The organism is Sphaerotilus mobilis (assembly GCF_004216565.1).
In the GTDB taxonomy this organism is placed as follows: domain Bacteria; phylum Pseudomonadota; class Gammaproteobacteria; order Burkholderiales; family Burkholderiaceae_C; genus Sphaerotilus; species Sphaerotilus mobilis.
The window spans coordinates 500,293-524,931 of record NZ_SGWV01000009.1 but is presented as its reverse complement, the minus strand read 5'-3'; the positions used below and the strand labels follow the sequence as shown (position 1 = coordinate 524,931).

23 protein-coding genes and 1 tRNA gene are annotated in these 24,639 nt (G+C 71.4%); 9 read left to right on the top strand and 15 right to left on the bottom strand.

Annotation, left to right across the window (positions count from 1 at the left end; all coding sequences use genetic code 11):
* Positions 1-129 precede the first annotated feature (129 nt).
* The 3 genes from purT (at position 130) to EV685_RS11665 (ending at position 2,613) form a co-directional block, all read left to right on the top strand.
* Positions 130-1,374 (top strand): formate-dependent phosphoribosylglycinamide formyltransferase, encoded by a 1,245-nt coding sequence (gene purT, locus EV685_RS11675; RefSeq protein ID WP_130482179.1) that lies wholly within the window; start codon positions 130-132, stop codon positions 1,372-1,374.
* A gap of 115 nt (positions 1,375-1,489) precedes the next feature.
* Positions 1,490-1,690, top strand: a complete 201-nt coding sequence (locus EV685_RS11670) for a hypothetical protein (RefSeq protein WP_130482178.1) — start codon at positions 1,490-1,492, stop codon at positions 1,688-1,690.
* A gap of 56 nt (positions 1,691-1,746) precedes the next feature.
* Positions 1,747-2,613 carry a hypothetical protein gene (locus EV685_RS11665; RefSeq protein ID WP_130482177.1) on the top strand — a complete coding sequence of 289 codons (867 nt, stop codon included), beginning with the start codon at positions 1,747-1,749 and terminating at the stop codon, positions 2,611-2,613.
* On the opposite strand, the gene EV685_RS11660 is transcribed toward EV685_RS11665, so the two are convergent.
* Both EV685_RS11660 and metK read right to left on the bottom strand, forming a co-directional pair.
* Positions 2,608-3,696, bottom strand: coding sequence for a DNA glycosylase AlkZ-like family protein (locus EV685_RS11660; protein WP_130482176.1), 1,089 nt, complete (start codon positions 3,694-3,696; stop codon positions 2,608-2,610). The two genes, EV685_RS11665 and EV685_RS11660, sit on opposite strands and share 6 nt — an antisense overlap.
* Before the next feature lie 40 nt (positions 3,697-3,736).
* Entirely contained in the window at positions 3,737-4,918 is a 1,182-nt protein-coding gene (metK, locus tag EV685_RS11655; protein WP_130482175.1) for a methionine adenosyltransferase, read from the bottom strand.
* A 192-nt stretch (positions 4,919-5,110) separates the two neighbouring features.
* Between metK and EV685_RS11650 the strand changes: the two genes are divergently transcribed.
* From EV685_RS11650 to EV685_RS11640, 3 genes are all read left to right on the top strand, one after another.
* Complete coding sequence (locus EV685_RS11650) at positions 5,111-6,019, top strand: lysophospholipid acyltransferase family protein (RefSeq protein WP_473964379.1); 909 nt, start codon at positions 5,111-5,113, stop codon at positions 6,017-6,019.
* A complete protein-coding gene (locus tag EV685_RS11645; RefSeq protein WP_275938348.1) occupies positions 6,016-6,924 on the top strand; it encodes an LpxL/LpxP family acyltransferase in 909 nt (302 codons plus the stop codon). The genes EV685_RS11650 and EV685_RS11645 overlap by 4 nt, the downstream gene beginning before the upstream one ends.
* A gap of 130 nt (positions 6,925-7,054) precedes the next feature.
* Positions 7,055-8,269, top strand: a complete 1,215-nt coding sequence (locus EV685_RS11640) for a 6-phosphofructokinase (protein WP_130482173.1) — start codon at positions 7,055-7,057, stop codon at positions 8,267-8,269.
* A gap of 54 nt (positions 8,270-8,323) precedes the next feature.
* Here the strand turns inward: EV685_RS11640 and EV685_RS11635 are convergent, their stop codons facing one another.
* From EV685_RS11635 to minC, 5 genes are all read right to left on the bottom strand, one after another.
* Positions 8,324-9,559 carry a CaiB/BaiF CoA transferase family protein gene (locus tag EV685_RS11635; protein ID WP_130482172.1) on the bottom strand — a complete coding sequence of 412 codons (1,236 nt, stop codon included), beginning with the start codon at positions 9,557-9,559 and terminating at the stop codon, positions 8,324-8,326.
* A gap of 57 nt (positions 9,560-9,616) precedes the next feature.
* Positions 9,617-9,946 carry a hypothetical protein gene (locus tag EV685_RS11630; RefSeq protein WP_130482171.1) on the bottom strand — a complete coding sequence of 110 codons (330 nt, stop codon included), beginning with the start codon at positions 9,944-9,946 and terminating at the stop codon, positions 9,617-9,619.
* Between the two features lie 122 nt (positions 9,947-10,068).
* On the bottom strand, positions 10,069-10,332 hold the full coding sequence (gene minE / locus EV685_RS11625; RefSeq protein WP_130482170.1) for a cell division topological specificity factor MinE: 264 nt from the start codon (positions 10,330-10,332) through the stop codon (positions 10,069-10,071).
* 4 nt (positions 10,333-10,336) lie between these two features.
* Entirely contained in the window at positions 10,337-11,152 is an 816-nt protein-coding gene (gene minD / locus EV685_RS11620; RefSeq protein WP_130482169.1) for a septum site-determining protein MinD, read from the bottom strand.
* A gap of 49 nt (positions 11,153-11,201) precedes the next feature.
* Positions 11,202-11,960, bottom strand: a complete 759-nt coding sequence (gene minC / locus EV685_RS11615) for a septum site-determining protein MinC (protein WP_130482168.1) — start codon at positions 11,958-11,960, stop codon at positions 11,202-11,204.
* Positions 11,961-12,277: 317 nt separating this feature from the next.
* Here minC and EV685_RS20785 point away from each other — a divergent pair, with 317 nt between their 5' ends.
* Entirely contained in the window at positions 12,278-13,945 is a 1,668-nt protein-coding gene (locus EV685_RS20785) for a cytochrome c (RefSeq protein WP_130482167.1), read from the top strand.
* A 3-nt stretch (positions 13,946-13,948) separates the two neighbouring features.
* Here EV685_RS20785 and EV685_RS11605 read toward each other — a convergent pair whose 3' ends face one another.
* Complete coding sequence (locus EV685_RS11605; protein ID WP_130482166.1) at positions 13,949-14,860, bottom strand: DUF2520 domain-containing protein; 912 nt, start codon at positions 14,858-14,860, stop codon at positions 13,949-13,951.
* A gap of 79 nt (positions 14,861-14,939) precedes the next feature.
* Between EV685_RS11605 and EV685_RS11600 the strand changes: the two genes are divergently transcribed.
* Together EV685_RS11600 and EV685_RS11595 are read left to right on the top strand one after the other, a co-directional pair.
* Positions 14,940-15,806, top strand: coding sequence for a 2OG-Fe(II) oxygenase family protein (locus EV685_RS11600; protein WP_130482165.1), 867 nt, complete (start codon positions 14,940-14,942; stop codon positions 15,804-15,806).
* Between the two features lie 32 nt (positions 15,807-15,838).
* Entirely contained in the window at positions 15,839-16,258 is a 420-nt protein-coding gene (locus EV685_RS11595) for a nucleotide pyrophosphohydrolase (protein ID WP_242615541.1), read from the top strand.
* Here the strand turns inward: EV685_RS11595 and EV685_RS11590 are convergent, their stop codons facing one another.
* From EV685_RS11590 to EV685_RS11560, 7 genes are all read right to left on the bottom strand, one after another.
* Positions 16,259-17,890 carry a methyl-accepting chemotaxis protein gene (locus tag EV685_RS11590; protein ID WP_165396778.1) on the bottom strand — a complete coding sequence of 544 codons (1,632 nt, stop codon included), beginning with the start codon at positions 17,888-17,890 and terminating at the stop codon, positions 16,259-16,261.
* 239 nt (positions 17,891-18,129) lie between these two features.
* Positions 18,130-18,205, bottom strand: a tRNA-Phe gene (locus EV685_RS11585).
* A gap of 79 nt (positions 18,206-18,284) precedes the next feature.
* Positions 18,285-19,124 (bottom strand): response regulator, encoded by an 840-nt coding sequence (locus EV685_RS11580; RefSeq protein ID WP_130482163.1) that lies wholly within the window; start codon positions 19,122-19,124, stop codon positions 18,285-18,287.
* 8 nt (positions 19,125-19,132) lie between these two features.
* Positions 19,133-21,481 (bottom strand): sensor histidine kinase, encoded by a 2,349-nt coding sequence (locus EV685_RS11575; RefSeq protein ID WP_130482162.1) that lies wholly within the window; start codon positions 21,479-21,481, stop codon positions 19,133-19,135.
* Between the two features lie 63 nt (positions 21,482-21,544).
* Positions 21,545-22,174, bottom strand: a complete 630-nt coding sequence (locus EV685_RS11570) for a DUF4390 domain-containing protein (protein ID WP_242615540.1) — start codon at positions 22,172-22,174, stop codon at positions 21,545-21,547.
* A gap of 51 nt (positions 22,175-22,225) precedes the next feature.
* On the bottom strand, positions 22,226-23,629 hold the full coding sequence (rsmB, locus tag EV685_RS11565; protein WP_338054449.1) for a 16S rRNA (cytosine(967)-C(5))-methyltransferase RsmB: 1,404 nt from the start codon (positions 23,627-23,629) through the stop codon (positions 22,226-22,228).
* A 46-nt stretch (positions 23,630-23,675) separates the two neighbouring features.
* The gene (locus EV685_RS11560; RefSeq protein WP_130482161.1) at positions 23,676-24,557 is read right to left on the bottom strand and encodes a hypothetical protein; all 882 of its coding nucleotides are present in this window, start codon (positions 24,555-24,557) and stop codon (positions 23,676-23,678) included.
* Positions 24,558-24,639: the final 82 nt, after the last annotated feature.

Genomic DNA, 24,639 nt, shown 5'->3' with positions numbered 1-24,639 from the left:
CGACCATTTTGCAGGGCCGCAGCAGATTCCTCCGCCGCCGTCCGGGCACATCAGGACGGCCTCCAGGGAGCCCGACATGCGCCTGAGACGTGAAAATCACCGCCTTCACCACCCACATCCCCGTCCACCATGACCACCACCCTCGGCACCCCGCTGTCCCCCCATGCCACCCGCGTCATGCTGCTGGGCAGCGGAGAGCTGGGCAAGGAAGTCCTGATCGCGCTGCAGCGGCTGGGGGTCGAGACCATCGCGGTGGACCGTTACGAGAACGCGCCGGGGCAGCAGGTCGCCCACCATGCCCGCACGATCGCGATGAGCGATGGCGATGCGCTGCGGGCCTTGATCGAGGCTGAGCGGCCTGATCTGGTCGTGCCGGAGATCGAGGCCATCGCCACGCCCGTGCTGGAGGCGCTGGAGGCCGAGGGCCGCATCCGCTGCGTGCCGACCGCGCGGGCGGCCCGGCTGACGATGGACCGCGAGGGCATCCGGCGCCTGGCCGCCGAGACGCTGGGCCTGCCGACCAGCCCCTACCGCTTCTGCGACAGCGCGGCGCAGCTGCAGGCGGCGATCGACGGTGCCGATGGTCAGGCCGCGATCGGCTATCCCTGCATCGTCAAGCCGGTGATGAGCAGTTCGGGCAAGGGCCAGAGCAAGATCGACGGGCCGGCCGATCTGCAGAAGGCCTGGGACCACGCCATGGCCGGCGGGCGCGTCAGCCACGGCCGCGTGATCGTCGAGGGCTTCATCGACTTCGACTACGAGATCACGCTGCTGACGGTGCGCGCGCGCGGCGCCGACGGCTCGGTCGAGACGCACTTCTGTGCCCCGATCGGCCACCTGCAGGTCAGCGGCGACTATGTCGAGAGCTGGCAGCCGCATCCGATGTCGCCGGTGGCGCTCGAACGGGCGCGGCAGATCGCCGCAGCGGTCACCACCAACCTGGGCCTGGGGCTGGACGGCCAGCCGGCCGGGTTGGGGCTGTTCGGCGTCGAGCTGTTTGTCCAGGGCGAGCAGGTGTGGTTCAGTGAGGTCAGCCCGCGCCCGCACGACACCGGCATGGTGACGATGACGACGCAGTGGCAAAACGAGTTCGAGCTGCACGCCCGCGCCATCCTGGGCCTGCCGGTCGACACCGCGCTCAAGAGCCCGGGCGCCAGCGCGGTGATCTATGGCGGCGTGGACGCTGCCGGCATCGTCTTCGACGGCGTCGACGAGGCCCTGCGGGTGCCACGCAGCGAGATCCGCCTGTTCGGCAAGCCCGAGAGCTACGTCAAGCGCCGCATGGGCGTGGCGCTGGTCCGTGACGACGATGTCGAGACCGCGCGTGCGCAGGCCCGCCTGGCGGCGTCCAAGGTCAGGCCCCGAACCGCCTGAATTGAAAGAACCTCGTGTTGATCGGCATTCCGGCGTGGCGCCGGGCCGACGACACGTATCCACAGGGGTATCCGGACGGGGTCGGCCACGACACCCCTGTGGCATATTGCCCGGCATGAAAGCGCTCAAGAGCCCGCTCGCCCGCGAAGTCCTCGCCGACCCCCAGGCCAGCGAACAGCTGCGTCAGTTCATGGTGGCCCGCGAACGCAGCGCCGCCGGTGAACGGGTCGCGCCCGCATCGCAGGTCATCGTGCTGCGCCAGCCCAAGGGCCGCACGCTGCGCCTGAAGCCGGTGGTCGTGCCCAAGGCCGCCTGAGCCCCGGCCCGTCCTGCTGAGCCCGGCTTGATCCCCGCACCGTCGCGGCACCGGCGATGAACATCGCGCTGCCCGCCCTGGTCGTCTTCCTGGCGCTGCTGCCGGGCTTCATCGCGCGGTCACGCATCAAGCGCGCCGAACGGCTGTCGCTGGACTACTCGCCCTTCGGGCAGGTCGCCACCGAGGCCATGGTCTGGGCCATCGTGCTGCATGCGCTGTGGCTGGGCGTGGCCGCGCTGCTGTCGGCTTTCGACACGCTGATCGGCGCCGAACCCCCGCCGGGCCGTCCCCCACTGGATGCCGGCGTGGTGCTGCACCTGCTGGCCGCGCATGGCCCGACCCAAGCCGAGGCGCTCGACGTGGTCGCCCAGCATGCCGGGCGCATCGCCGCCTACCTGGCCAGCCTGATCGTGTTCTCCTACGGCGGGCCGACGCTGCTGCGCCACGCCGTCACCCGCTGGCGGCTGGACCGCCGCGGCGCCCGCTTCAGCCCCTGGCTGCGCTTCTCGCAGGCGCCCTGGTACTACCTGCTCAGCGGTGCCGACTTCGCCGAGGACGAGGTGCCCGACTTCATCGCCGTCAGCGCCCTGGTCGACGTGGCCGGCCAGCCCTGGCTCTACAAGGGCATCCTCGACGACTACGACATCCAGCCCGACGGCCAGCTCGACCGCCTGGTGCTGGGCCAGGTGATCCGCCGCCCGCTGTCGGCCGACAAGGGCAGCGCCGACGCCAGCGACCGCCCCGGCTGGGGCCGCTTCTACCCGGTCGACGGCGACTGCTTCGTGCTGCGCTACGCCGAGACGATCACCCTCAACATCGAATACATCAAGCTCGCCCGCGCCGAAGAAGCGGAGCCGCGCCTGCCGCCGCCGGTGCTCAAGCCGGACGATGCGTTCGCACCGACGCAGCCGGTCTGGTCATGACAGGCCGAGGAAGCGCTGCATGCGGTCCAGTTCTTCGTCCAGCGCCACGTCGAACGCCCGGTCGTCGGGCCTTGCCTTGACAAACCCCAGCTCGACCTGAAGCCGTCCGGCCAGGACCTTGAGGTTGGCCCAGCCGATGACCTGGTCGCGCCAGAGCAGGGGCAGGGCGTAGTGGCCGCGCTGGCGTTGGGCGGGGGGGAGGTAGGCCTCGAAGCGGTAAGGCCAGCCCCAGAAGATCTCGAAGCGGCGGCGGTCCCAGACCAGCGGGTCGAAAGGGGCCAGCAGGCAGACACGCTCGGGATCGTGGCGGCGGCTGCGGGCGGGGTCTTCGCCGTCGGGCCAGTACCAGCGCAGGCCGTCCAGCTCGGCGCCGGGCCAGCGGGCGCGGGCCCGTTCGAGGGTCGCGGCACGCAGGTGACGCCATTGCGGCACGCCGCCGGCCATCAGCAGGCTCAGCAGCTGCAGCAGGCTGGGTTCGGGCAAGGGGGCGTAGGTCTGCAGCAGCAGGTCGGCCAGGGCATCGAGCGTGACCAAGGGATCGACCGCCGCCGATGCGGGCGGCTCTTCGCGCACCGCATACAGGCGTGTGCCGCCCTCGCGCCGCGCCACCCGCAGCAGGCCGCGGTGGTGCATGCCGTCGAGCAGGTCGGTGCTGGCGCGGGACTGTCCGCCGAACCAGTTGCCGACGCGGCCGTGGTCGAAATGGGCGTCGACCTCGCGGGGGTGGACCACGCCGTGCTCGCGCACGAAGGCCTGCACCTCGCGCGCCTGTTGCCAGCGGGCCTCGTCCCAGACGTGACGGGCCTGCCTCGGGTGCAGCAGGTTCTGCGCCTCGCGCGGGACGAAGCCGTAGTTGACGAAGAAGTCCTCTTCGATCGGCAGCGCCGGGTAGCGCCGCTCCAGGTCACCGGCGCGGTAGTCGCGCACGCGGTGGCGCAGCGTCAGGTCCTGGGCCTTGGCGGGCGCGCGCAACGGGTCGGCCTGGACGAAGCCCAGGCGCCGCAGCGCGGCCGGCAAGGTGGTGGCGGCGAACAGGCTGCGCGCCAGGGCGTGGCGGCGCAGGGGGTCGAGGCGCAATGGCATGGGGCGGATCGCACCGGTCCCTGCGCCTCGGGCCGCAGGCTCAGAGCCCGGCCGACTTGCGCAGGGCCTGGGCCTTGTCGGTGCGTTCCCAGGTGAACTCCGGCTCTTCCCGACCGAAGTGGCCGTAGGCGGCGGTCTTCGAGTAGATCGGCCGCAGCAGGTCGAGCATCTGGATGATGCCCTTGGGGCGCAGGTCGAAATGCTCGTTGACCAGCTTGGCGATCTGGTCGTCGGGGATGACGCCGGTGCCTTCGGTGTAGACCGTCACGTTCATCGGCCTGGCTACGCCGATGGCATAGGCGACCTGGACCTGGCACTGGCGCGCCAAACCGGCGGCCACCACGTTCTTGGCGACGTAGCGGGCAGCGTAGGCGGCCGAGCGGTCGACCTTGGACGGGTCCTTGCCCGAGAAGGCGCCACCGCCGTGCGGGCAGGCACCACCGTAGGTGTCGACGATGATCTTGCGACCGGTCAGGCCGCAGTCGCCCTGCGGGCCGCCAATGACGAAGCGGCCGGTCGGGTTGATCAGGTACTTGGTGTCGGCCGTCAGCCATTCCTGTGGCAGCACCGGCTTGATCAGCTCCTCGCGGATGGCCTCGTAGAACGACGGGATCATCTTGTCGCCCAGGCTCTGCTCGGGGCTGTGCTGGGTCGACAGCACCACCGTGTCGATGCTGTGCGGCTTGCCGTCGACATAGCGCATCGTCACCTGGCTCTTGGCGTCAGGACGCAGGAAGGGCATGCGGCCGTCCTTGCGCAGCTGGGCCTGGCGCTCGACGAGGCGGTGGGCGTAGTAGATCGGCGCGGGCATCAGCTCGGGCGTCTCGTCGCAGGCGTAGCCGAACATCAGGCCCTGGTCGCCGGCGCCGATGTTGAGGTGGTCGTCGCTGGCGTGGTCGACGCCCTGGGCGATGTCGTTGCTCTGCTTGTCGTAGGCGACCAGCACGGCGCAGCCCTTGTAGTCGATGCCGTACTCGGTGTTGTCGTAGCCGATGCGCTTGATGGTGTCGCGCGCGACCTGGATGTAGTCGACATGCGCATTGGTGGTGATCTCGCCGGCCAGCACCACCAGACCGGTGTTGCACAGCGTCTCGGCGGCCACGCGGCTGCGCGGGTCCTGCTCGAAGATGGCGTCGAGGATGGCGTCCGAGACCTGGTCGGCGACCTTGTCGGGATGGCCTTCGGACACGGATTCGGAAGTGAAGAGGAAGTCGTTCGCCACGGGGCAGCTCCAGTTTTTGCAGTTGAGGGTCGGCTTGTTCGCCCGCCTCGCTGGATGGAGTCTGTGGCGAACGCTTTAGCGGTTTTGGTCAGCAGCGTGTCGCTGCCGCGTGTCGGACAATCCTGTTTTGGATCACCGGCCCGTCGCCCCGCAAGTTGTTCTTTAACTCGGCGAAGCAGACATTTTAGACACGTGATTTCGACCCTCTTTCGCCTAACAGCCCGGCTTCCGCTGGGCTTTTTGCACCATGCCGGCGCCCTGGCTGGGGCATGGGCCTTCGGGCTCTCGCCCAGCTACCGGCAGCGTTTCCGCGCGCAGGCCGCCCAGGCCGGGGTGGACTGGCAGGCCGCGCGACCGGCGATCGGCCAGTCCGGCTGCATGCTGGCCGAGCTGCCGTGGCTGTGGGCCCGCCCGCACGACAGCCGGCTCGGCGACCTGGTCAGCTGGGACGGCGCCGAGCACATCGACGCCGCGCTCGCGGCCGGTCATGGCCTGGTCATCCTGACGCCGCACCTGGGCAGCTTCGAGATCATCGGCCAGGCCTATGCCGAGCGCTGGGGCCATCGCCAGCCGATGACCGCGATGTACCGCCCGCCGCGCAAGGCCTGGCTGCGAGACCTGGTCGCCCATGCCCGCAACCGGCCCGGCCTGCAGACCGCGCCGGCCACGCTGGTGGGCGTGCGGCAGATGATCCGCGCGCTGCGCAGCGGCGGCACGATCGGCCTCTTGCCCGACCAGGTGCCGCCCGAGGGCATGGGCGTGTGGGCGCCTTTCTTCGGCCGTCCGGCCTACACGATGACACTGGCCGCGCGGCTGCTGCAGCAGACCGGCGCGGCCTGCCTGATGGTGTCGGCCGAACGGCTGGGCGGCGCGCGCGGCTACCGGCTGCGGGTCGACCTGCCGGCCGAACCCATGCCCGGCACCGCCGCGATGCCGATGGCGGGTGTCGACGCCCAGACGCTGGCCGAGGCCGGCGCCTGCGTCGTCAACCGCGAGATGGAACGCATGATCCGGCGCCTGCCCGGGCAGTACCTGTGGGGCTATCACCGCTACAAGGGCCCACGCACGGTCGACACCCCCACGCCGGGAGCCGGCTCGTGAGCCGGCGCTCCGACGGCTGGTCGGCACGACTGGCCGCCCGGGCGCTGCTCGCGCTGCTGCATGCGATCCAGTGGATGCCGCTGGCCTGGCAGGCCGCCCTGGGGCGTGGCGTGGGCTGGCTGTTCTGGCGCTATGCCGGCGAGCGCCGCCGCATCGCCCTGCGCAACCTCGAGCTGTGCATGCCCGAGCTGACGCCGCCCGAGCGCGAGGCCCTGGTGCGCGAGCACCTGGGCTGGCTCGGCCGCAGCCTGCTCGAACGCGGCCTGCTGTGGTTCGCGCCGCCGGAGCGGCTGCGCGGGCTGATCCAGGTCGAGGGCGACATCGGCCTGGCCGAACGCAGCGACCGACCGGTGATGTGGCTGGTGCCGCACTTCCTCGGTCTGGACGTGGCCGGCGCGGCGACGCAGCTGTTCCAGAAGCGCTGGGTCAGCTCGATCTACCAGACCCAGAGCAACCCGGTGCTGGACCGCGCGATGCGGCGCGGCCGGCTGCGCTTCGGCGTCGGCGAGGTCCACCCGCGCAGCGACAGCGCCAAGCCGCTGTTCCGCGCCATCAAGCGCGGCGATGCCTTCTTCAACCTGCCCGACATGGACTTCGGCGAGCGCGACGCCGCCTACGTGCCGTTCTTCGGCGTGCCCGCCGCAACGCTGCTGGCGCCCTCGCGCATGGCGCGCGCGTTGGACATGATCGTGCAGCCGGTCGTTGCCGAGATCCTGCCGGGCGGGCAGGGCTACAAGGTGCGCTTCCTGCCGCCTTGGGACGACTTCCCGACCGCCGATCCGGTGGCCGACACGCAGCGCATGAACGCCTGGATCGAGCACGAAATCCGCCGCAACCCGGCCCAGTACCTGTGGGTCCACAAGCGCTTCAAGACGCGGCCCAAGGGCGAGCCGCCGGTGTACTGATCGGCCGGCCGGCAGCTCGGGTTCTTTGCGGTTACACCCCGGTCGGACCCGCTCCCGCTCGTCGTGTGCGCTCGCTAGGATGGTCCGCGACGACCGGCCTGTCGCCGGTCCCCACGAGGAGCTTCCCCCGATGAATCCGCGCAAGATCCTGGTCGCCCAAGGCGGCGGCCCCACCGCCGTCATCAACCAGTCGCTCGTCGGCGTGGTGCTGGAGGCGCGGCGCCACCGTGGCGTCGAGTCCGTCTACGGCGCGCGCCACGGCGTGCGTGGCATCGTCAACGAGGACCTGGTCGACCTGACGCAGGAGACCAGCCACAACCTCGAACTGGTCGCCGCGACGCCGGCCGCCGCGCTGGGTTCGACCCGCGACAAGCCGGATCTCGCGTACTGCCAGGAGATCTTCAAGGTGCTGCAGGCGCACGAGATCGGGCAGTTCTATTACATCGGCGGCAACGACTCGTCCGACACCGTGCGCATCGTCAGCGAGCAGGCCCAGGCGGCCCACTACGCGCTGCGCTGCATCCACATCCCCAAGACCATCGACAACGACCTGGTCGGCAGCGACCACACGCCCGGCTTCCCGAGCGCGGCGCGCTTTGTCGCGCAGTCCTTCGCGGGCGCCAACCTCGACAACGCGGCGCTGCCGGGTGTCTACGTCGGTGTCGTGATGGGCCGGCACGCCGGCTTCCTGACGGCGGCCTCGGCGCTCGGCAAGAAGTTCGCCGATGACGGCCCGCACCTGATCTACCTGCCCGAGCGCACCTTCGATGTCGACCAGTTCCTGCTCGACGTCAAGGCGACCTACGCGCGCTTCGGCCGCTGCGTGATCGCCGTCAGCGAGGGCATCCACGACGCCAGTGGCACGCCCATCCTGAGCAAGCTGGCCGGCGATCTGGAACGCGACGCGCACGGCAACGTCCAGCTCAGCGGCACCGGCGCGCTGGCCGACCTGCTGTGCGAGGAGATCAAGAACAAGCTCGGCATCAAGCGCGTGCGCGGCGACACCTTCGGCTACCTGCAGCGCAGCTTCCTGGGCTGCGTCAGCGACGTCGACCAGCGCGAGGCCCGCGAGGTCGGCGAGAAGGCCGTGCAATGGGCCATGTGGGGCGACCGCGACGGCTCGGTGGCCATCAAGCGCGCCGGCTACTACGCCGCCGACTACGAGCTGCTGCCGCTCTCCGCCGTGGCCGGCAAGACCCGCACGATGGAAGACGAGTTCATCGCCCCGAGCGGGACCGATGTCACCGACGCCTTCCGCCTCTACCTGCGCCCGCTGCTCGGCTCGGGCATGCCCGATGCCTTCCGGCTGCGGCCGAATGCGGTGGCGAAGGTGCTCAAGCGGTGAAACGGTGAAGCGATGAAGCGTTGAAGCGCCCAGGTCGCGACGCGCCGTGGCGCTTCAACCCACCACCGCCCGCCCGACGAGCGCCTCGACGTCCCCATCCGCATAGCCGACGCTGGCCAGCAGCTCGCGGGTGTGTTGGCCGATGCGGGGCGGGTCCAGGCGCACGCCCAGTCGCTGGCCGTCCAGGGTGATCGGGAACAGCGTGGTCTTGACGCTCAGGCCGGCCTTGTCGCCGTCGGCCAGCGTGATGTCGGCCAAGCCGCCGGTGGCCAGCAGGTGGGGATCGTCGAACAGGTCCTCGGGCCGGCGGATCGGCGCGTAGGGCAGGCCGGCGGCTTCCAGCGTCGCGCTCAGCTCGGCGGCCCGGCGCGTGGCCAGGCGCTCGCGCAGGATCGGCAGCAAGGTCGCCCGGGCCTGCACGCGCAGGTTGTTGGTCGCCCAGGCCGGCTCGGCCTTCAAGTCGGCCAGGCCCAGCGCGTCGCAGAAGGTGGCCCACTGGGCATCGCTGACGGCGGCGAGAAAGATCTGCTCGCCATCGGCCACGGTGAAGACGTCGTAGATCGCCCACGGGCTCAGCCGCGCCGGCATCGGTGCGGCTGGCTGGCCGGTCACGGCGTACTGCAGCATGTGCTGGCCGACCAGGAAGATGTTGTTCTCGAACAGGGCGCTCTGGACCTCCATGCCGCGCCCAGTGATGCCGCGCTGGACCAGCGCGCCCAGCACCGCAATCGCGCCGAACATGCCGCCCATGATGTCGTTGACGCTGGTGCCCGCACGCAGCGGATCGCCCGGCCGGCCGGTCATGTAGGCCAGTCCGCCCATCATCTGCACGACCTCATCCAGGGCGGTGCGGTGTTCGTAGGGGCCGGGCAGGAAGCCCTTGTGGCTGGCGTAGATCAGGCGCGGGTTGACGGCCGAGAGGCTGGCGTGGTCCAGACCGTACTTGGCCATGGTGCCGGGCTTGAAGTTCTCGACGACCACATCGGCGCTGGCGGCCAGGCGGCGGGCGACCTCGGCTCCTTCGGGCTGGTGCAGGTCGACCGTGATGCTCTTCTTGTTGCGGTTGAACATCGGGAAGAAGCCCGCGCCAGCGCCCAGCAGGCGGCGCGTGTTCTCGCCGCCGGGCGGCTCGATCTTGATGACCTCGGCGCCCAGGTCGGCCAGGACCATGCCGCAGGTCGGACCCATCACCATGTGGGTGAACTCGACCACGCGCAGACCGGCCAGGGGCTGCGGGGCGGGCGGCGTCGACGGCTGGAGCGTGTGGTCGGATTCGGTCGGGGTGTTCATCGGAGGGCGGAGCCGGGCGGCTCGTCGGTGCGGACCCTCCGATTCTCGACGCCCGGCTCAGTCCCTCGTGCCGGTGCGGCGCGAGGTTTCCGCCGCCTCGATCTGCGCGACCAGGCGGCGATCGCGACCCACGAAGGGCAGCGACTGGTGACGGCGATCGACCGTCTCGACCACCGTCAGCGACGGCGACTGCAGCAGTTCATCGCTGTCGGCGGGCACGGTCGGCAGCTCGCTGGACGCGCCCGCGGTCGACCGGATCGGCCGGGCCGCTCGCGGCAGCGCGTGCCACCACGGACGGTGGCTGGCGGGGAAGAGGGCGCCGAGGGCGGCCTGGGTGAGCGCCATGGCGGCGCATCCGGCAAGGATCATCAAGAAGGTCGAGGTCATGGCGCGGCTCGTGTCAGGCGCGTGGCCGATGCCCCCTGCGGGCATGCGGTCCACCAAGCTCGTTTATCGCCCTCGCCGGCCCGGACTGAACCCCTGATCAGGGGGGATGGACCGGGCCACTTTCAGCGCAGCACGTCCGGCAGCTCGATCTTGACCTCGAGCACCTCCAGGTTGTCCTGGCGTTCGAGGTGGACCTTGATGTCTTCGGGCTGGATGGCCACGTACTTGGAGATCACCGCGACCAGCTCGCGCTGCAGCGCGGGCAGGTAGTCGGGGCGGCTGCCGCCACGGCCGGCGCGCTCGTGCGCCAGGATGATCTGCAGGCGTTCCTTGGCGACGCTGGCGGTGGCCTTCTTCTCGCCGATCAGGAAGGACAGGAGACTCATGGCATCACCTCCCACCGAACACGCGCTTGAAGAAGCCGGGCTTGACCACCTCGATGAAGCGCATCGGCTTGTCCTCGCCCAGGAAGCGCGCGACCACGTCCTTGTAGGCCTCGGACACGTCGCTGCCCTTGAGGTGGATCACCGGCAAGCCCTGGTTGGAGGCCTCCAGGACCTGCGTCGATTCGGGCACCACGCCGATCAGCGGGATGCGCAGGATGTCGTGGATGTCCTCCAGCGACAGCATGTGCCCGCCCTGCACACGGTTCGGGTCGTAGCGGGTGATCAGCAGGTGCTCGCGCACGGGCTCGCGGCCCTCGATGGCGCGGCGGGTCTTGGACGACAAGATGCCCAGGATGCGGTCCGAGTCGCGCACCGAGGAGACCTCGGGGTTGGTCACCACCAGCGCCTCGTCGGCGTAGTGCATCGCCATCAGCGCGCCGGTCTCGATGCCGGCCGGCGAGTCGCAGACGATGTACTCGAAGCCCATCTCGGCCAGCTCGATCAGCACCCGCTCGACGCCTTCCTGGGTCAGCGCGTCCTTGTCGCGGGTCTGGCTGGCGGCCAGGACGAACAGGTTGTCGCACTGCTTGTCCTTGATCAGCGCCTGGTTGAGGTTGGCCTCGGCGTGGATCACGTTGATCAGGTCATAGACCACGCGTCGCTCGCAACCCATGATCAGGTCGAGGTTGCGCAGGCCGACGTCGAAGTCGATGACCACGGTCTTGTGACCCGCCAGCGCCAGGCCGGAGGAGAAGCTCGCGCTGGTCGTGGTCTTGCCGACACCGCCCTTGCCGGAGGTGACGACGATGATCTTGGCCATCGGGTGAGGTCCTTTCAGTGGAGATGCAGCAGGGCCGGACGCACCGGCCTCAGCGCTGCTTCAGGGGTTCGACGATGAGCCGCTCGCCGTCGAGCCGAACCTGGGCCGGACGGCCCTGCAGGTCGGCCGTCAGCGGCGTCTCGAAGGTGCGCCAGGTGCCGGCGATCGAGATCAGCTGCGGCTCCAGACAGGTGCTGAAGATGCGGGCACCGGCATCGCCGCGCGCGCCGGCGATGGCCCGGCCGCGCAGCGGCGCGTAGACATGGATGCTGCCGTCGGCGATGACCTCGGCGCCATGGCTGACCACCGCCAGCACGACCAGATCGCCGCCGCGTGCGTAGACACGCTGGCCCGAACGCAGCGGGCGGTCGATCACCAGGGTCGACGCGGCGGCCACGGGCTCGGGGGGCAGGACCGCAGCAGGGATCTCGGCAGGAAGTTCGGCGGCGGCACGCGGCATCGCCGACTCGGGCGGGGCTTCGGCCAGCCCGAGTTCACGGGCCTGGGCCTGCAAGGCCTCGCCACCGCCGCGACAGGCAATCGGCAGCAGCCGATGGTGGCGCAGCAGCGCGACCAGCGCGGCCAGGTCGAGCTGAAGGGCCTCGTCAGCGTCCAGGCCGGCCAGGTCCAGCAGCAGGGGATCGTGGTCGAACAGGCCCGGCGCTTCGGCGCTCTGGGCGTCCAGCTCGGCACTCAGGGCAGACAGGTCGGCCGCACGCACGGTCAGCGCCGTCAGCGTCAGGACGGCGCTCTTCAGTTCGATCAAGGGGGGGACGGCGGCGGGAGGGTGTCGGTGGGTGACGGCCATGGAAGCGTCATCGAAAGCAAACCGAAGTTTAGCCGTCACCCCTGTGACGGACGTCTCGGCAACGGCTGCCAGACACGTCCGGACACCCGTTTCAGGGGTTGCAAGAGTTGTCTCCCAGGCAAGACAGGACGTGAGCGGTTGCTAACGGGGGCGGTATCGATGTGAGCGGTGCAAGGCCCGGACGCAAACACCCATCCGGGTGGGGGTTGCCACCCATCATGGGCCTCATGCCGGTGCGCCAGGCCCGCCGCGAGGTCTCCCGAACAGGGATCTTGCGGGGGAACGATGCCGGCGTCCCCGACCACCAGGAGTCCTCGATGCAAGCATGTCCGCCCCCCCGCCTGTCCACATCCCCGTCCACGACCGCCGCCCGTCCGGTGGCCGGCAAGACCCTGTCGTCCCGCCTGCCCTCGCTGAGCGTGCTCACCATGGCGGTGGCCTTGCTGAGCGCCTGCGGCGGCGGCAACGAGACCCCGGGCTCGTCGGGCACGACCGGTTCCGGCGCAGTCATCCTGAGTGAGAGCGCCCAGGGCCTGAGCGTCACGCTGGATGACGGCGCCGCCGTCGCGTTGGCGGCATCCAGCGGCACAAGCGCCAGCGCCGCCAAGGCCGGCAAGCTCTCGTCCAGCGCGTCGGACGACGACGACGATGACGATGAAGACGACGAGGACCGCATCGCCCGCCAGTGGACCAGCGCCCGCTACACCCTGAGCGCCCAGATCACCGCCGGCAGCGGCACCGGCCAGGCGCTGACCGGCGCGCTGCTGCTGCGATCGCGGCTGTTGTCCGACGGCACGACCCGGCTGGAAGGCCGCTTCGTGCCCAGCATCGCTGCCGCCGGTGTCGTCTCGGCACAGACCGACCGGGTCGCCGCCCTGCGTCGTCAGAGCTACCGCGACACCGTCGAGCAGGCCGCAAAGGCCTTGCGCGCCGGACTGGCCAGCGACGACGCCGCCACCGCAAAGGCCGCGCTGGCCGCTTTCCAGCAGGCCCATCTGAACGCCACCGACGCGCTGGCCCAGGATGTCGAGGACGCCCTGTCCGAACGCGAGGCCGGCGGCCGCGCGGCCCGCAACGAACGCGGCGGCAAGGTCAGCGCGCGCGGCAACATCGACGCCAACAGCCACGTCACCTTGACGCTGCGCTGGAACCGCCGGACCGTGCTGCTGGACGGCCAGGTCGCCAGCGACGGCAGCCTCAGCGGCACCTTCACCGACGCCAAGACCGGCGACAGCGGCACCTGGCAAGCCTTGCCGCCCGATGTCAGCTCGCCGGCCCCGACTCCGGCCCCGGCCCCCGCACCCGCACCGGCTCCGGCGCCCACGCCGGCACCCACGCCCGCTCCCGCACCGAGCCCGTCGCCAAGCCCGGCACCCGCTCCCGCGCCCGCTCCGACACCCGCACCCGCACCAGCGCCAACCCCCGCTCCGGCCCCGGCGCCCGCCACCGGCAACGCCGGTGACGGCGACACGCTGTTCAGCAACAGCTGCTCGGGCTGCCACGGCACCGGCAACACGCTGGCATCCGGCGCGACCTTGGCAGGTGTCACCGCCGGCCTGAACAAGAGCGTGCACAGCTTCATCAGCGGCACCCTGACCAACCAGAACCGGCTGGATCTGGCGGCCTACCTGGCCCAGGTGACGGGCGCACCCGCGCCCGCGCCCACGCCAGCGCCGACACCCGCACCGGCTCCTTCACCGGCACCGGCTCCCACGCCAGCCCCGGCCCCGGCCCCGACACCTGCACCAGCACCCGCCCCGACACCTGCTCCGGCCCCCGCGCCGGCGGTCGGCGACGTCACCGTCGGCGCCGCCAAGTTCGCGTCGACCTGCGGTGGCTGCCACGGCAGCGCCACGTCGGTGAAGTCCGCCGGCACCGCCTCGGGCCTGACCAGCGCGATGACCAAGTCGGCGCACCGGTCCTTCGCCAGCACGCTGACCGAGCAGGACAAGCTGAACCTGTCGGCCTACATCGGCAGTCAGTGAGGCTCAGGGCGCCGGATCGCCCAGTGCGCCGGCCAGGCGCGCCAGGGCGTCGGCGTCCAGCTTGTCGGCTCGCCGCGCCAGCACCAGCTGGCGCCGGCCGAGTTCCCGGTAGAAGGCCGCGTGCGCCGGGCCCAGCGCGGTCAGCGCGTCGATCTGGCGGCTGACCACCGCCGCGTCGCCACGTGCGATCGGGCCGGCCTGCGCGCCGGCCAGCGTGCGTTCGGCGGCGGCGTCCAGCGTCAGGTGGGCCAGCGGCAACAAGGCGCGCAGGGTCGCGGCCTCGTCGATGCCCAGGGTGCGCCAGACCGACGCGGCCTCGTCCAGCATCGCCAGCAGGTAGCTGGCCGCGTAGGCCGCACCGGCGTGGTACAGCGCCCGCTGCCCCGGTGGCAGGTGCAGGACCGGCAGGCCCAGCGCGGCGGCGAGGGCTTCGAGCGCCAGCCGCAGCTGCGCGTCGGACGCCTCGATCGCCACGCTGCTGCCGCGCAGGCGCTGCGCGGCCAGCACCGGGTCCGAGAAGATCTGCAGCGGATGGAAACCCGCCACCGCCGCGCCCTGCTCAGCGGCGGCCTGCAGGGCGGTGGCGACATCGGTGGCGCCGCTCAGGTGCACGGCGGCCTGGCCCGCTCGCCAGCGCAAGGCGGCGGCGGTCGGCGCGATGGCATCGTCGACCACGCTGAGCCAGACCCAGTCGGCCGCGTCCACCGCCGCTTGCGCGGCCATCACCTGCGCCGACCCGCCGCCCTCTCGCAAGGCATCGACCAGCGCCTGCGCCGAAGCCGCCGTGCGACTGGCCACCGCGACGATGTCGCAGCCCGCCGCCTGCAGGGCTGGCGCCAAGACCCGGGCGATGCGCCCGGCGCCGATGAAGGCCATGCGGGGACGGGGGCTGGCCAGCGATGACGTCGTGTTCATGCCGCCAGTTTGCCGCGCCCGCGCTTGCTGCGAGACTGGCCGCATCACCTTGCCGACGTCGACCCGACACAAGCCCGCCATGCCGCTGCACGACCTGCCCATCCTCGACTTCCGCGCCGCCGACGCGCCCGAGCGCTTTTGCGCCAGCCTGCGCGAGACCGGCTTCGCGGCGCTGGTCCACACGCCCATTCCGACCGCCCTGATCGCGCAGGTCGGCGAGGAATGGCTGGCGTTTTTCGACAGCGCCGCCAAACAGGCCTATGCCTACGACCCCGAGCGCCAGGACGGCTGGTTCTCGCCCGAGGTCTCCGAGACCGCCAAGGGCCACACGCGCAAGGACCTCAAGGAGTTCTTCCACCTCTACCCCTGGGGCCGCTGCCCGGCCGAGGTCAGTGATGCCGCGCGCCGCTACGCCGTGCTGGCCGAGGCGCTGGCGGCGACGCTGCTCGGGTGGGTCGAGCAGCACAGCCCCGCCGAGGTCCGCGCGCGCTACAGCGAGCCGCTGTCGGGCATGGTGCGCGGCAGCGACCAGACCCTGCTGCGCATCCTGCGCTACCCGCCGCTGCGCGGCGACGAGCCGGCCGACGCGCTGCGCGCCGCGCCGCACGAGGACATCAACCTGCTGACCGTGCTGCCGGCCGCCAACGAACCCGGCCTGCAGGTGCGTGGCCTGGACGGCCGCTGGCTCACGGTGCCTTGCGCGGCCGATGCGCCCGACGCCGGCCTGATCGTCATCAACACCGGCGACATGCTGCAGGAGGCCTCGGGCGGTCACTACCCGTCGACCACGCACCGCGTCGTCAACCCGACCGGCGAGGGTGCGCGGCGCTCTCGCCTGTCGATGCCGCTGTTCCTGCATCCGCGCCCCGATGTGCGCCTGTCCGAGCGCCACAGCGCCGGCAGCTACCTGCTGGAACGGCTGCGCGAGCTGGGGCTCAAGCCATGAGCCACCCGGATCACACAGCGAAGGGAAGCTCGATGAACACGGGCATCCTGGACGTCGCCGCCGTGCAGCGCCGGCTGCGCGCCTTCTCCGACGCACGCGGCTGGGAGCCCTATCAGACGCCCAAGAACCTCGCCATGGCGATGGTGGTCGAGGCCGGCGAGCTGGTCGAGATCTTCCAGTGGATGACGCCCGAGGCGTCCGCCCGCATCGCCGAGAAGCCCGAGGTCCAGCAGCACCTGGGCGAGGAAATGGCCGACGTGATGGTCTACCTGCTGCAGATCGCCGACCGCTGCGGCATCGACATCGCCGCCGCCATCGACCGCAAGATGGCGCTCAACGCCGCCAAGTACCCGGCCCCGGCCGATGCCACCCAGGCCACGCTGGTGCTGGGCGCCAACGGCAAGCTGGTGGTCGACGACGGTGCGCAGGTCGCGGGGTCCGACGTCGCCTGATCAGGCCGCCATCGCCGCCTTGGCCGAACGCCGCAGATCCACCGCATCGAGCTCGGCCAGCGTGCGGTCACGCGCGTCGAGCCGGAACATGCGCATCGAATCGGTCACCGCCACGACCTGGCCATTGAGCGTCATGGCCGACGCCGCCAGCTGCTCGACCATCGCCGCGTTCTGCTGCGTGATCGCGTCCATGTGCGAGACCGCCTCGTTGACCTGCGAGATGCCCAGCTGCTGCTCCTGCGCGGCGTTGCTGATCTCGCCCAGCAGGCTGCTGACGTTGGCGACCGCCTGCAGCGCATCGCCCATGCGGTTGCGTGCCTCGCGGGTCTGCTGATCACCTTCCTCGACCCGCGTGTGGGCCTCGCCGATCAGGCCGCGGATCTCGCGCGCGGCGGTGGCCGTCCGGGTGGCGAGCGCGCGCACCTCGGCGGCCACGACCGCGAAGCCGCGGCCCGACTCGCCCGCGCGCGCCGCCTCGACCGCCGCGTTCAGCGCCAGCATGTTGGTCTGGAACGAGACCGACTCGATCACGTGAACGATCTCGCCGATGCGCTGCGACGACTCGCGGATCGCCCCCATCGCCTGCGCCACGCCCTGCACCGCGTCATGGCTGCGCTGCGCGACCTCGGCGGTCTCCTGCGCCAGCCGGGCGCCCTGGCGGGCCGATTCGGCGCTTTGCTGCACCGTGCCGTTGATCTGCTCCATCGACGCCGCCGTCTGCTCCAGGCTGCTGGCCTGCGCCTCGGTGCGGCCCGACAGGTCCTGGTTGCCGGCGGCGATCTCGCCCACCGCCGCGCTGACCTGGCCCATCTCGGCCCGGCAGTCGCCGATCAGCGCGTGCAGGTTGACCGTCATCTGCGCCAGCGCCTGCTGGACCTCGCCCAGCGGCCCCGGGTCCGTGACCGCCGGTGGCGGCGACAGATCCCCCGCCGCCAGCCGCTGCGCATCGCGCGCCAGGCTGCGCAAGGGCTGGCGCGCCTGGTGCTGGCTGGCCCAGGCAGCGGCCAGCGCCAGCAGGGCGGCCAACGGCACCCAGGTCTGCACCGGCAAGGTCGCCGCCGCCAGACCAACGCTGGCCAGCGTCGCGCCGTGCAGGACCAGCGTCGCCGCACCGCCCAGCGCATGCCAGCCGGCAGCGACATGGCGCCGCCCGCGCCCCATCCACGTCGTCGTGTGGACACGGCTGCGGTGCACCACATGCCGCAGCGACCGGCCGGACGCGGCCTCGTCGCGCATCTGCGCATACAAGGCCTCAGCCGCCGCGATGCCCTCGCGGCTGGCCGGCGTGCGCACCGACAGGTAGCCGACGATCTGCTCGCCGTGGCGCATCGGCGTCGCATTGGCCTGCACCCAGTAATGCTCGCCCGACTTGCGCCGGTTCTTCACCAGCCCGGTCCAGGGCAGGCCGGCCTCGACGGTGTCCCACAGATCCCGGAACGCCTCGGCCGGCATGTCCGGATGCCGCACCAGGTTGTGCGGCTGCCCCAGCAGCTCGTCGCGGTCGTAACCGCTGACGTCGACGAAGGCCTGGTTGCAATACGTGATCCGCCCCTTGAGGTCGGTCACCGACACCAGCATCCGGTCGACCGGAACCTTGAATTCTTGCCCCGTGACAGGCAGGTTGACGCGCATCGCCGCACTCCATCCAACAACCGCAGCGTCCCGCGACTTCGGGGACACGAAACCGGATTGGGCCAGCGGGCACCCCCTCGACATCGCTTGAACAAGGGCGGGATTGGGGGGTAGATGCGTGGTGGTGGGGGGATGCGCGACGCGGCAAAGAGCCGCGCAGCAACGTGCGGACGCAAAAAAGCCCGGGCATGCCGGGCTGTCTTGCTGAGCCGGTAGCAGGACGCTTCCGGCGATGTTCTTGGTGGCCTGGGGCGGAATCGAACCACCGACACGCGGATTTTCAATCCGCTGCTCTACCAACTGAGCTACCAGGCCATCGAGCCCGAAAGTATAGCCTGAAAATGCTGGGGCGCCAGCGGTTTGTGGGGCTTGGGCTGGGAAAACGGGTGGGGCGTCAGTTGCCGCTGCGTTTGCTGCGGTTGAGGTCGACGCCAAGCTGCTTGAGCTTGCGGTACAGGTGGGTGCGCTCAAGGCCGGTGCGTTCGGCGACGCGGGTCATGCTGCCGTTCTCGCGGGCGAGGTGGAATTCGAAGTAGGCCTTCTCGAAGGCGTCGCGCGCCTCGCGCAGCGGGCGGTCTAGGGAGAAGTTCTGCTCGGACTGCGGACCGGTGGTGAGCATGGCCGAGATCATCGGTGCGCCGCCGGATGGGTGGTGCCCGGTGTGCAGGCTGCCGTGGTTGATCGGGTGCGCGCTGCTGGGCGTGCCCATCACCGGCGCGTCGACCAGACCGACGTCGCGGTCGAGCGAGCCGTAGGACGACACGCCGGGGTTGGTGCCGGGGCTGCGCAGCGGCGCCATGGAGGACATGCCCAGGTTGCCGCCCATGGATGTGGCGACCGGCGTGGCGGGGCGGGGTGCCGATGCGGGAGCCGGCTTGGCCAGACCCTGTTCGACAGCGCGCAACAGCTTCTGCAAGGTGATCGGCTTCTCGAGGAAGGCCATGGCGCCGTACTTGGTGGCCTCGACCGCCGTGTCGATGGTGCCGTGGCCGGACATCATGATGACCGGCATGCCCATCTGGGTCGCCGCGCCCCATTCCTTCAGGAGCGTGATGCCGTCGACGTCGGGCATCCAGATGTCGAGAAGGACGAGGTCCGGCCGCATGCGCTCGCGCGCGGCGCGGGCCTGGGCCGCGTTCTCCGCGAGCTCGACATGGTGGCCTTCGTCCGAAAGGATCTCGTGCAGCAGGGCACGAATGCCCATTTCGTCGTCGACGACAAGGATGTTGGCCATTGGGGGAATCAGGACACGCTCACCAGGGGAGGCGGGGTTCGACCCCGGGACGTCCGGGCATCGAGGGCCGGCTGGGCCGTCTCTGCCCAGCGGGAAAATGATATCGAAACTTGTGCACCGCTCCGCGCGGGGCTACCCGGTTGAGTGGGGGACAAATCGGCAAGGTTACCGAGTTGGATGCGCGCGCCGTGTTCCTCGACGATCTTGCGCACCACCGCCAGGCCCAAGCCGGTGCCGCGGCTCTTGGTCGTGACATAGGGCTCGAAGGCGCGCTTGAGCAGCGCCTCGCTGAACCCGACGCCGTTGTCCTGGACCTTCAGGCGCACGCTGCGCAGGCTGCCGTCGTCGTGGTGGGCGGTCTCGGTGCAGACAACGACATGGCCAGCTTCGTTGCGCTCGGCGACCGCATCCAGCGCGTTCTGGACCAGGTTGTGGATGACCTGACGCAGCTGGCTGGCGTCGCCGATCAGCGCCGGCAGGTCATCGGCCAGGCGGGCCTCGATGCGGCCGGACTCCAGGTGCTGGCCATAGAGCCCGAGCACCTCGCCGACCAGCCCGTTGAGGTCCAGCGGCGTGAGCTGGGCCGCCGGCAGGCGGGCGTAGTCGCGGAACTCGTTGACCAGGGTCTTCATGGCCTGGACCTGGTTGACGATGGTCGAGACCGAGCGTTCGAGCATCTGCGCGTCCGGCTCGGCCAGCTTGGATTCGAGCTTGTGGCGCAGCCGTTCGGCCGACAGCTGGATCGGCGTCAGCGGGTTCTTGATCTCGTGGGCGACACGCCGGGCGACCTCCGCCCAGGCGACGCTGCGCTGGGCCGAGACGACGTCGCTGATGTCGTCGAAGACGATCAGGCGGTTGCCGTCGGGCAGGAGCGCGCCGCGCACCAGCAGGGTCAATTCGCTGCCTTCGACGCCGGCCAGCTCGAAGGTGTGCTGCCAGTGGCCGCGCTCGCGCTCGGGGCTGGTGGTGTCGGCGCCGTCGGCGGTGTCCTGCAGGGCGCCTTCGAAGTGATGGTCGATCGAGCGCGAGAAGGCCTCCAGTCCCGGCACCTGGGCCAGCGGATGCCCGCGCCAGGCGGCCATCGGCACGCGCAGGATGCGCGCCGCACCCGGGTTGACGGTGTCGACGATGCCCCGCGCGGCAAACAGGATCACGCCGGCGCTGAGGTTGTCGAGGATGGTCTGCAGGTGCGCCTGGGCGCTCTCGGCGGTCGCCAGGCTGGTCTGGACCTGGGCGCGCGCGTCGGCCAGCTGCTGGGTCATGTCGGCGAAGGAGCGGGTCAGGCCGCCGAGCTCGTCGCGCGAGCTGAAGACCTCGGTCGGCCGCAGGTCGCCGCTGGCCACCTGGCGCACGCCGTCGGCCAGCACCAGCAGCGGCCGGGCCAGCTGGTGGCCCAGCGCAGCGGCCATCAGCAGGGCGCTGAAGACGCCGAGGATCAGCGCCAGCGTGAGCGTGCCGATGTACATCTTGCGCAGGCCCAGGCGGCCCAGCGCACGCTGCTGGTATTCGCTGTAGGCGGCCTGCACGTGCAGGGCGTTGTTGGCCAGCTCGAAAGGCACCTGCTGGGTGACTTGCAGGAAGCGGTCCTCGCTGGTCAGGCTGTAGTTGCCCGAGGGCACCCAGGCGATCGAGCGGATGCGGGCGTCCTGGATGGTGGCCAGCTGGTCGCGCGTCTCGGTCGGGTCGCCGTCCAGGCCTTCGAGCTGCGACAGCACGCGCTGACTGCGCGCCTGGCGCAGCATGGCCGCGCTGGGCCGGTCGGGCAGGAAGACGGTGCCCAGCGTGCCACCGGCGCTGGCCAGCACCTGGCCGCTGGGTGACAGCACCGCGACGCTCTGTGCGGCGAGCTGTTCGCGCAGGCGCTCGAGCGCGATGACGCTGAGCCGGTCGGGCGCCTCGGCGGCCCGTTCGGCGGCCAGCCGGGTCTTGCCGCCGAGATCGGTGACCAGCATCTGCAGCGAGGTGCGGCCCAGGTTCAGGCCCGATTCCAGTGCGCCTTCGACCTCGACGTCGAACCAGCTCTCGATGCTGCGGGACACAAACTGGTAGGACACGCCGTAGATCAGCGCCCCCGGCACGACACCGACGAAGGCGAAGATGGCCGCGAGCTTGAACAGCAGCTTGCTGCCGAACTTGCCGCGCCTCATGCGTCGCCACAGGTGGGCCAGCGCCGCGACGATGACCAGGCCCAGCACGGTCGCCACGCCGATGTTGACCCACAGCAGCCAGCCGAAATGGCGTTCGTAGAGGGCCCGGTTGTTGGTGGCGACGGCCAGCAAGAAGGCCAGCACCAGCACGGTGGCACCCGTCGCGATCAGGGCGACCAGCAGGGTCCAGCGCAGGGAACGGCGGCTCATCGAAGGGCGGGGGAGGACGGAGCGGGCGCTCGGGGGTTCGACGGATCGCGGGGCCGGGCGGCCTCAGCGGGCCGGTGGCAGCAGGATCGTACGCTCGATGCGCAGGCTCCATTCCGGCTGGCTGCCGATGGAGATCAGCAGCGGCCGGGGCAGCTGGTCAAGGTCCAGCCCGTAGCGGAATTCGAGGTAGTCGGCGTCCTGGGCGTCCTCGCCATCGCCGATGCGCCAGGCGCTCAGGCGCTGGACGGCGCGCAGCGCCTCGCGCAGCGTGGCATAGGTCTGGGCCAGGCCGCCCAGACTGACGCGGTAGTTCAGGGTCAGCGGCTGATAGGCCAGGCGCCAAGTGCGCCGGACCTGGGCCAGGCGCTTGTCGCGCCAGTACCAGCGCGATTGCACCAGGTCGGCCTCGGCGACGAAGTGCAGCGCGACGCCCCTCTGCAGTGCGTCTTCGACGCCGGCAGGCAACTCGAAGCGGGCGTCGAACTCGATGGCCAGACCCTGCTCGGTGCGCAGCACCTCAAGCCGGGGCAGGTCGACGGCCGTGGCAGCGTGGCCGGGACTGGCATGCCAGAGGCCCAGCCCGGCCAGTGCGATCAGCAGCAGCCACCGCGCCAGGCGACCGGACACACGTCGACCGACCGCCCGGGCGGGCAGGACAGCGGTGCGAGGGTCGTTCGGGCAGGCGGAGGGCACGGGATGTCGGGGGGCTGGCGTCGGCGCGACCCCGGACGTCCACGCCGCAGGTCAGGAAGGCTTGTCGAGGCGGGCGTAGAAGAAGCCGTCACCCCGGATCGCGGGTTGCGCGGATGCCTCGCCTGCCGTCTGCGACCCATTTTCAGCGATGCCCAGCCGATGCCCAGGCACCGCTTGTGTGCGCGCGTCGGCGGTCCGTTGCAGAAACGCCGCAAGCTGGGCGTCGCCCTCCGCGCGGAAGACCGAACATGTCGCGTAGACGAGACGGCCGCCCGGCTTGAGCAGCGGCCAGAGCGCGTCCAGCAGCCCGGCCTGGGTCCGCACCAGGGTGTCGATGTCGGTCGGGCGACGCAGCCAGCGCACGTCCGGGTGGCGCCGCACGATGCCCGAGGCGCTGCAAGGCGCGTCCAGCAAGATGGCGTCGAAGGGCCTGCCGTCCCACCAGGCGTCGACACGGGCGGCGTCGGCCACCTGCAGGCGCGCCGCCAGGCCGCAGCGGCGCAAGGTCTCGTCGACCCGGGCGAGGCGTTCGGGCTCGACGTCCAGCGCCAGCAGGTCGAGCGCGGCCAGCTCCAGCAGGTGGGCGGTCTTGCCGCCCGGCGCGGCACAGGCGTCCAGCACGCGGGCGCCGGCGGGCAGGCGGTCGGCGCCGTCGCCCAGCAGCAGCGGCGCGGCGACCTGGGCCGACAGGTCCTGCACCGACACACGGCCGGTGGCAAAGCCGGGCAGGGCCGTCACCGGCACCGGCCGGGACAAGACCAGCGCGTGGCTGCCGACCGCTTCGGCGTCGATGCCGGCTTCGGCCAGCTCGGCCAGGTAGCCGACCGCGTCGGTCTGTCGGGCGTTGACGCGCAGGGCCATCGGCGCGGCCCGGTTGGCGGTCGCCAGCAAGGCCTGCCAGTGTTCGGGCCAGTCGCGCTGCAGGCGCTCGATCCACCAGCGCGGGTGCTGCCAGCGCACCACCGGGTCTTCGGCCTGCCAGGCCGGCACCAGAGCGGCGCGCTCGCGCTGGAAGCGCCGCAACACGGCGTTGACAAAGCCGGCGCTGGCGGCACGGCGCTGGCGCATGCAGGCCACCGCCTGGTCGACCAGGGTGTGGTCGGCATAGACCGGCGACGCGGCGTCGGGGTCGTCCTGCGGCCACAGCAGGGCCAGCGCACACAGCAGGAGCGACTGGACCTCGGGCGGCGGCTTGCGCGGCGCCAGGTGGGCCAGCGCACGCTGCGCCCCGCCAAGCTGGCGCAGCGCGTGGAAGGCCAGTGCCTGGGTGCCGGGCCGGGCAGGCGCCGGGCAGGCCGCCAGCGCGTCGGTCAGCGAGCGGCCGGCCAGCACGGCGCCGACGGCGTCGGCGGCATGCCCCAGCAGGCGCTGCAGCGGCAGGCTGGCCGAAGGGCCTGAAGAGGCTCCCGGCGCAAGGCCGGTGCGGGGCGGGCGGGCAGGTTCGGTTCGGGTCACGGGCGGCAGTCTACGGGCCAGACATGAGCCCGCCGACCCGGTGCGGTCAGCCCGGCGCGGGGCCCGGCAATTCGATGAAGAGCCTGGCCAGCTCGGGCGGCAGGGGCGAGTCGAGCAGGCCGCAGCAGACCCGCAAGGCTTCGGCACCGCCCAGGTCCAGGCCGCCCAGGCGGGCCAGACCACCGCTGGCGACCGGCGCGCCGGGCTGTTCGGACAAGGCGCGCAAGGCGTCGAGCCAGAGCCGCACGATCAGCGGGCGGCGCATCCAATCGAGCTGGCGCACCGTCAACAGCGCACGCGCAAGGCCGTCGGTGTCGGGCACCTGACAGGCCGGCGGGTGCGGCGCCGGGCCCCACAGCGTCGCGACAACGCGGGCGTGCCAGCCCGCACCGGCGGCGCCGACGCGCGCCTGTGCATCGGCCTGCGGCACGACCCGCGCGAGGAAGGCCGTCAGGTCGGCCACGGCGATGCGCAGGGCCAGCGGCAGGTGGCCGAGCTCGGGGTCGGCGTCGCGCAGGCTGGCGCGTTGGGGCGACGCGTCGCCGGCCAGCCGCTGGCGCGCCAGCAACAGCGTCAGGCGGTCGATCGGGCGGACCCGGCCATCGGCGCACATGACGCGGCGCAAGGCCGGGGCCAGCTCCTGGCGCACAGCCAGCGGCAGCGCGGCGGCATGGGCCAGCGCAGCCTCAAGGGCCGGCAGTCGGGCGCTGGCAGGCAGGCTTTCGAGGTCGGACATCAGGAAGGAGACGCCCTCGAGCGTGTCGGTCTCCTCACGCCAGCACTGCCGCTCGCGCGCGCTGCCCGGCGTCAGGACCAGCGCCAGCAGCATCGCCCGCAGCTCGCCGGGACCGCGTCGCAGCCGAAGCCGGGCCCAGGCGTCCAGGGCGGTCGCCGGCAACGGTGCAGCCCCGGTGATCGGAAGGTGCATCACGGACATCTCGGCGGGCACGACAGACATGGCATGGGACATCAGCCAATGGCCAGTGATCGGTTCGGTTCTGAGCCGCGAT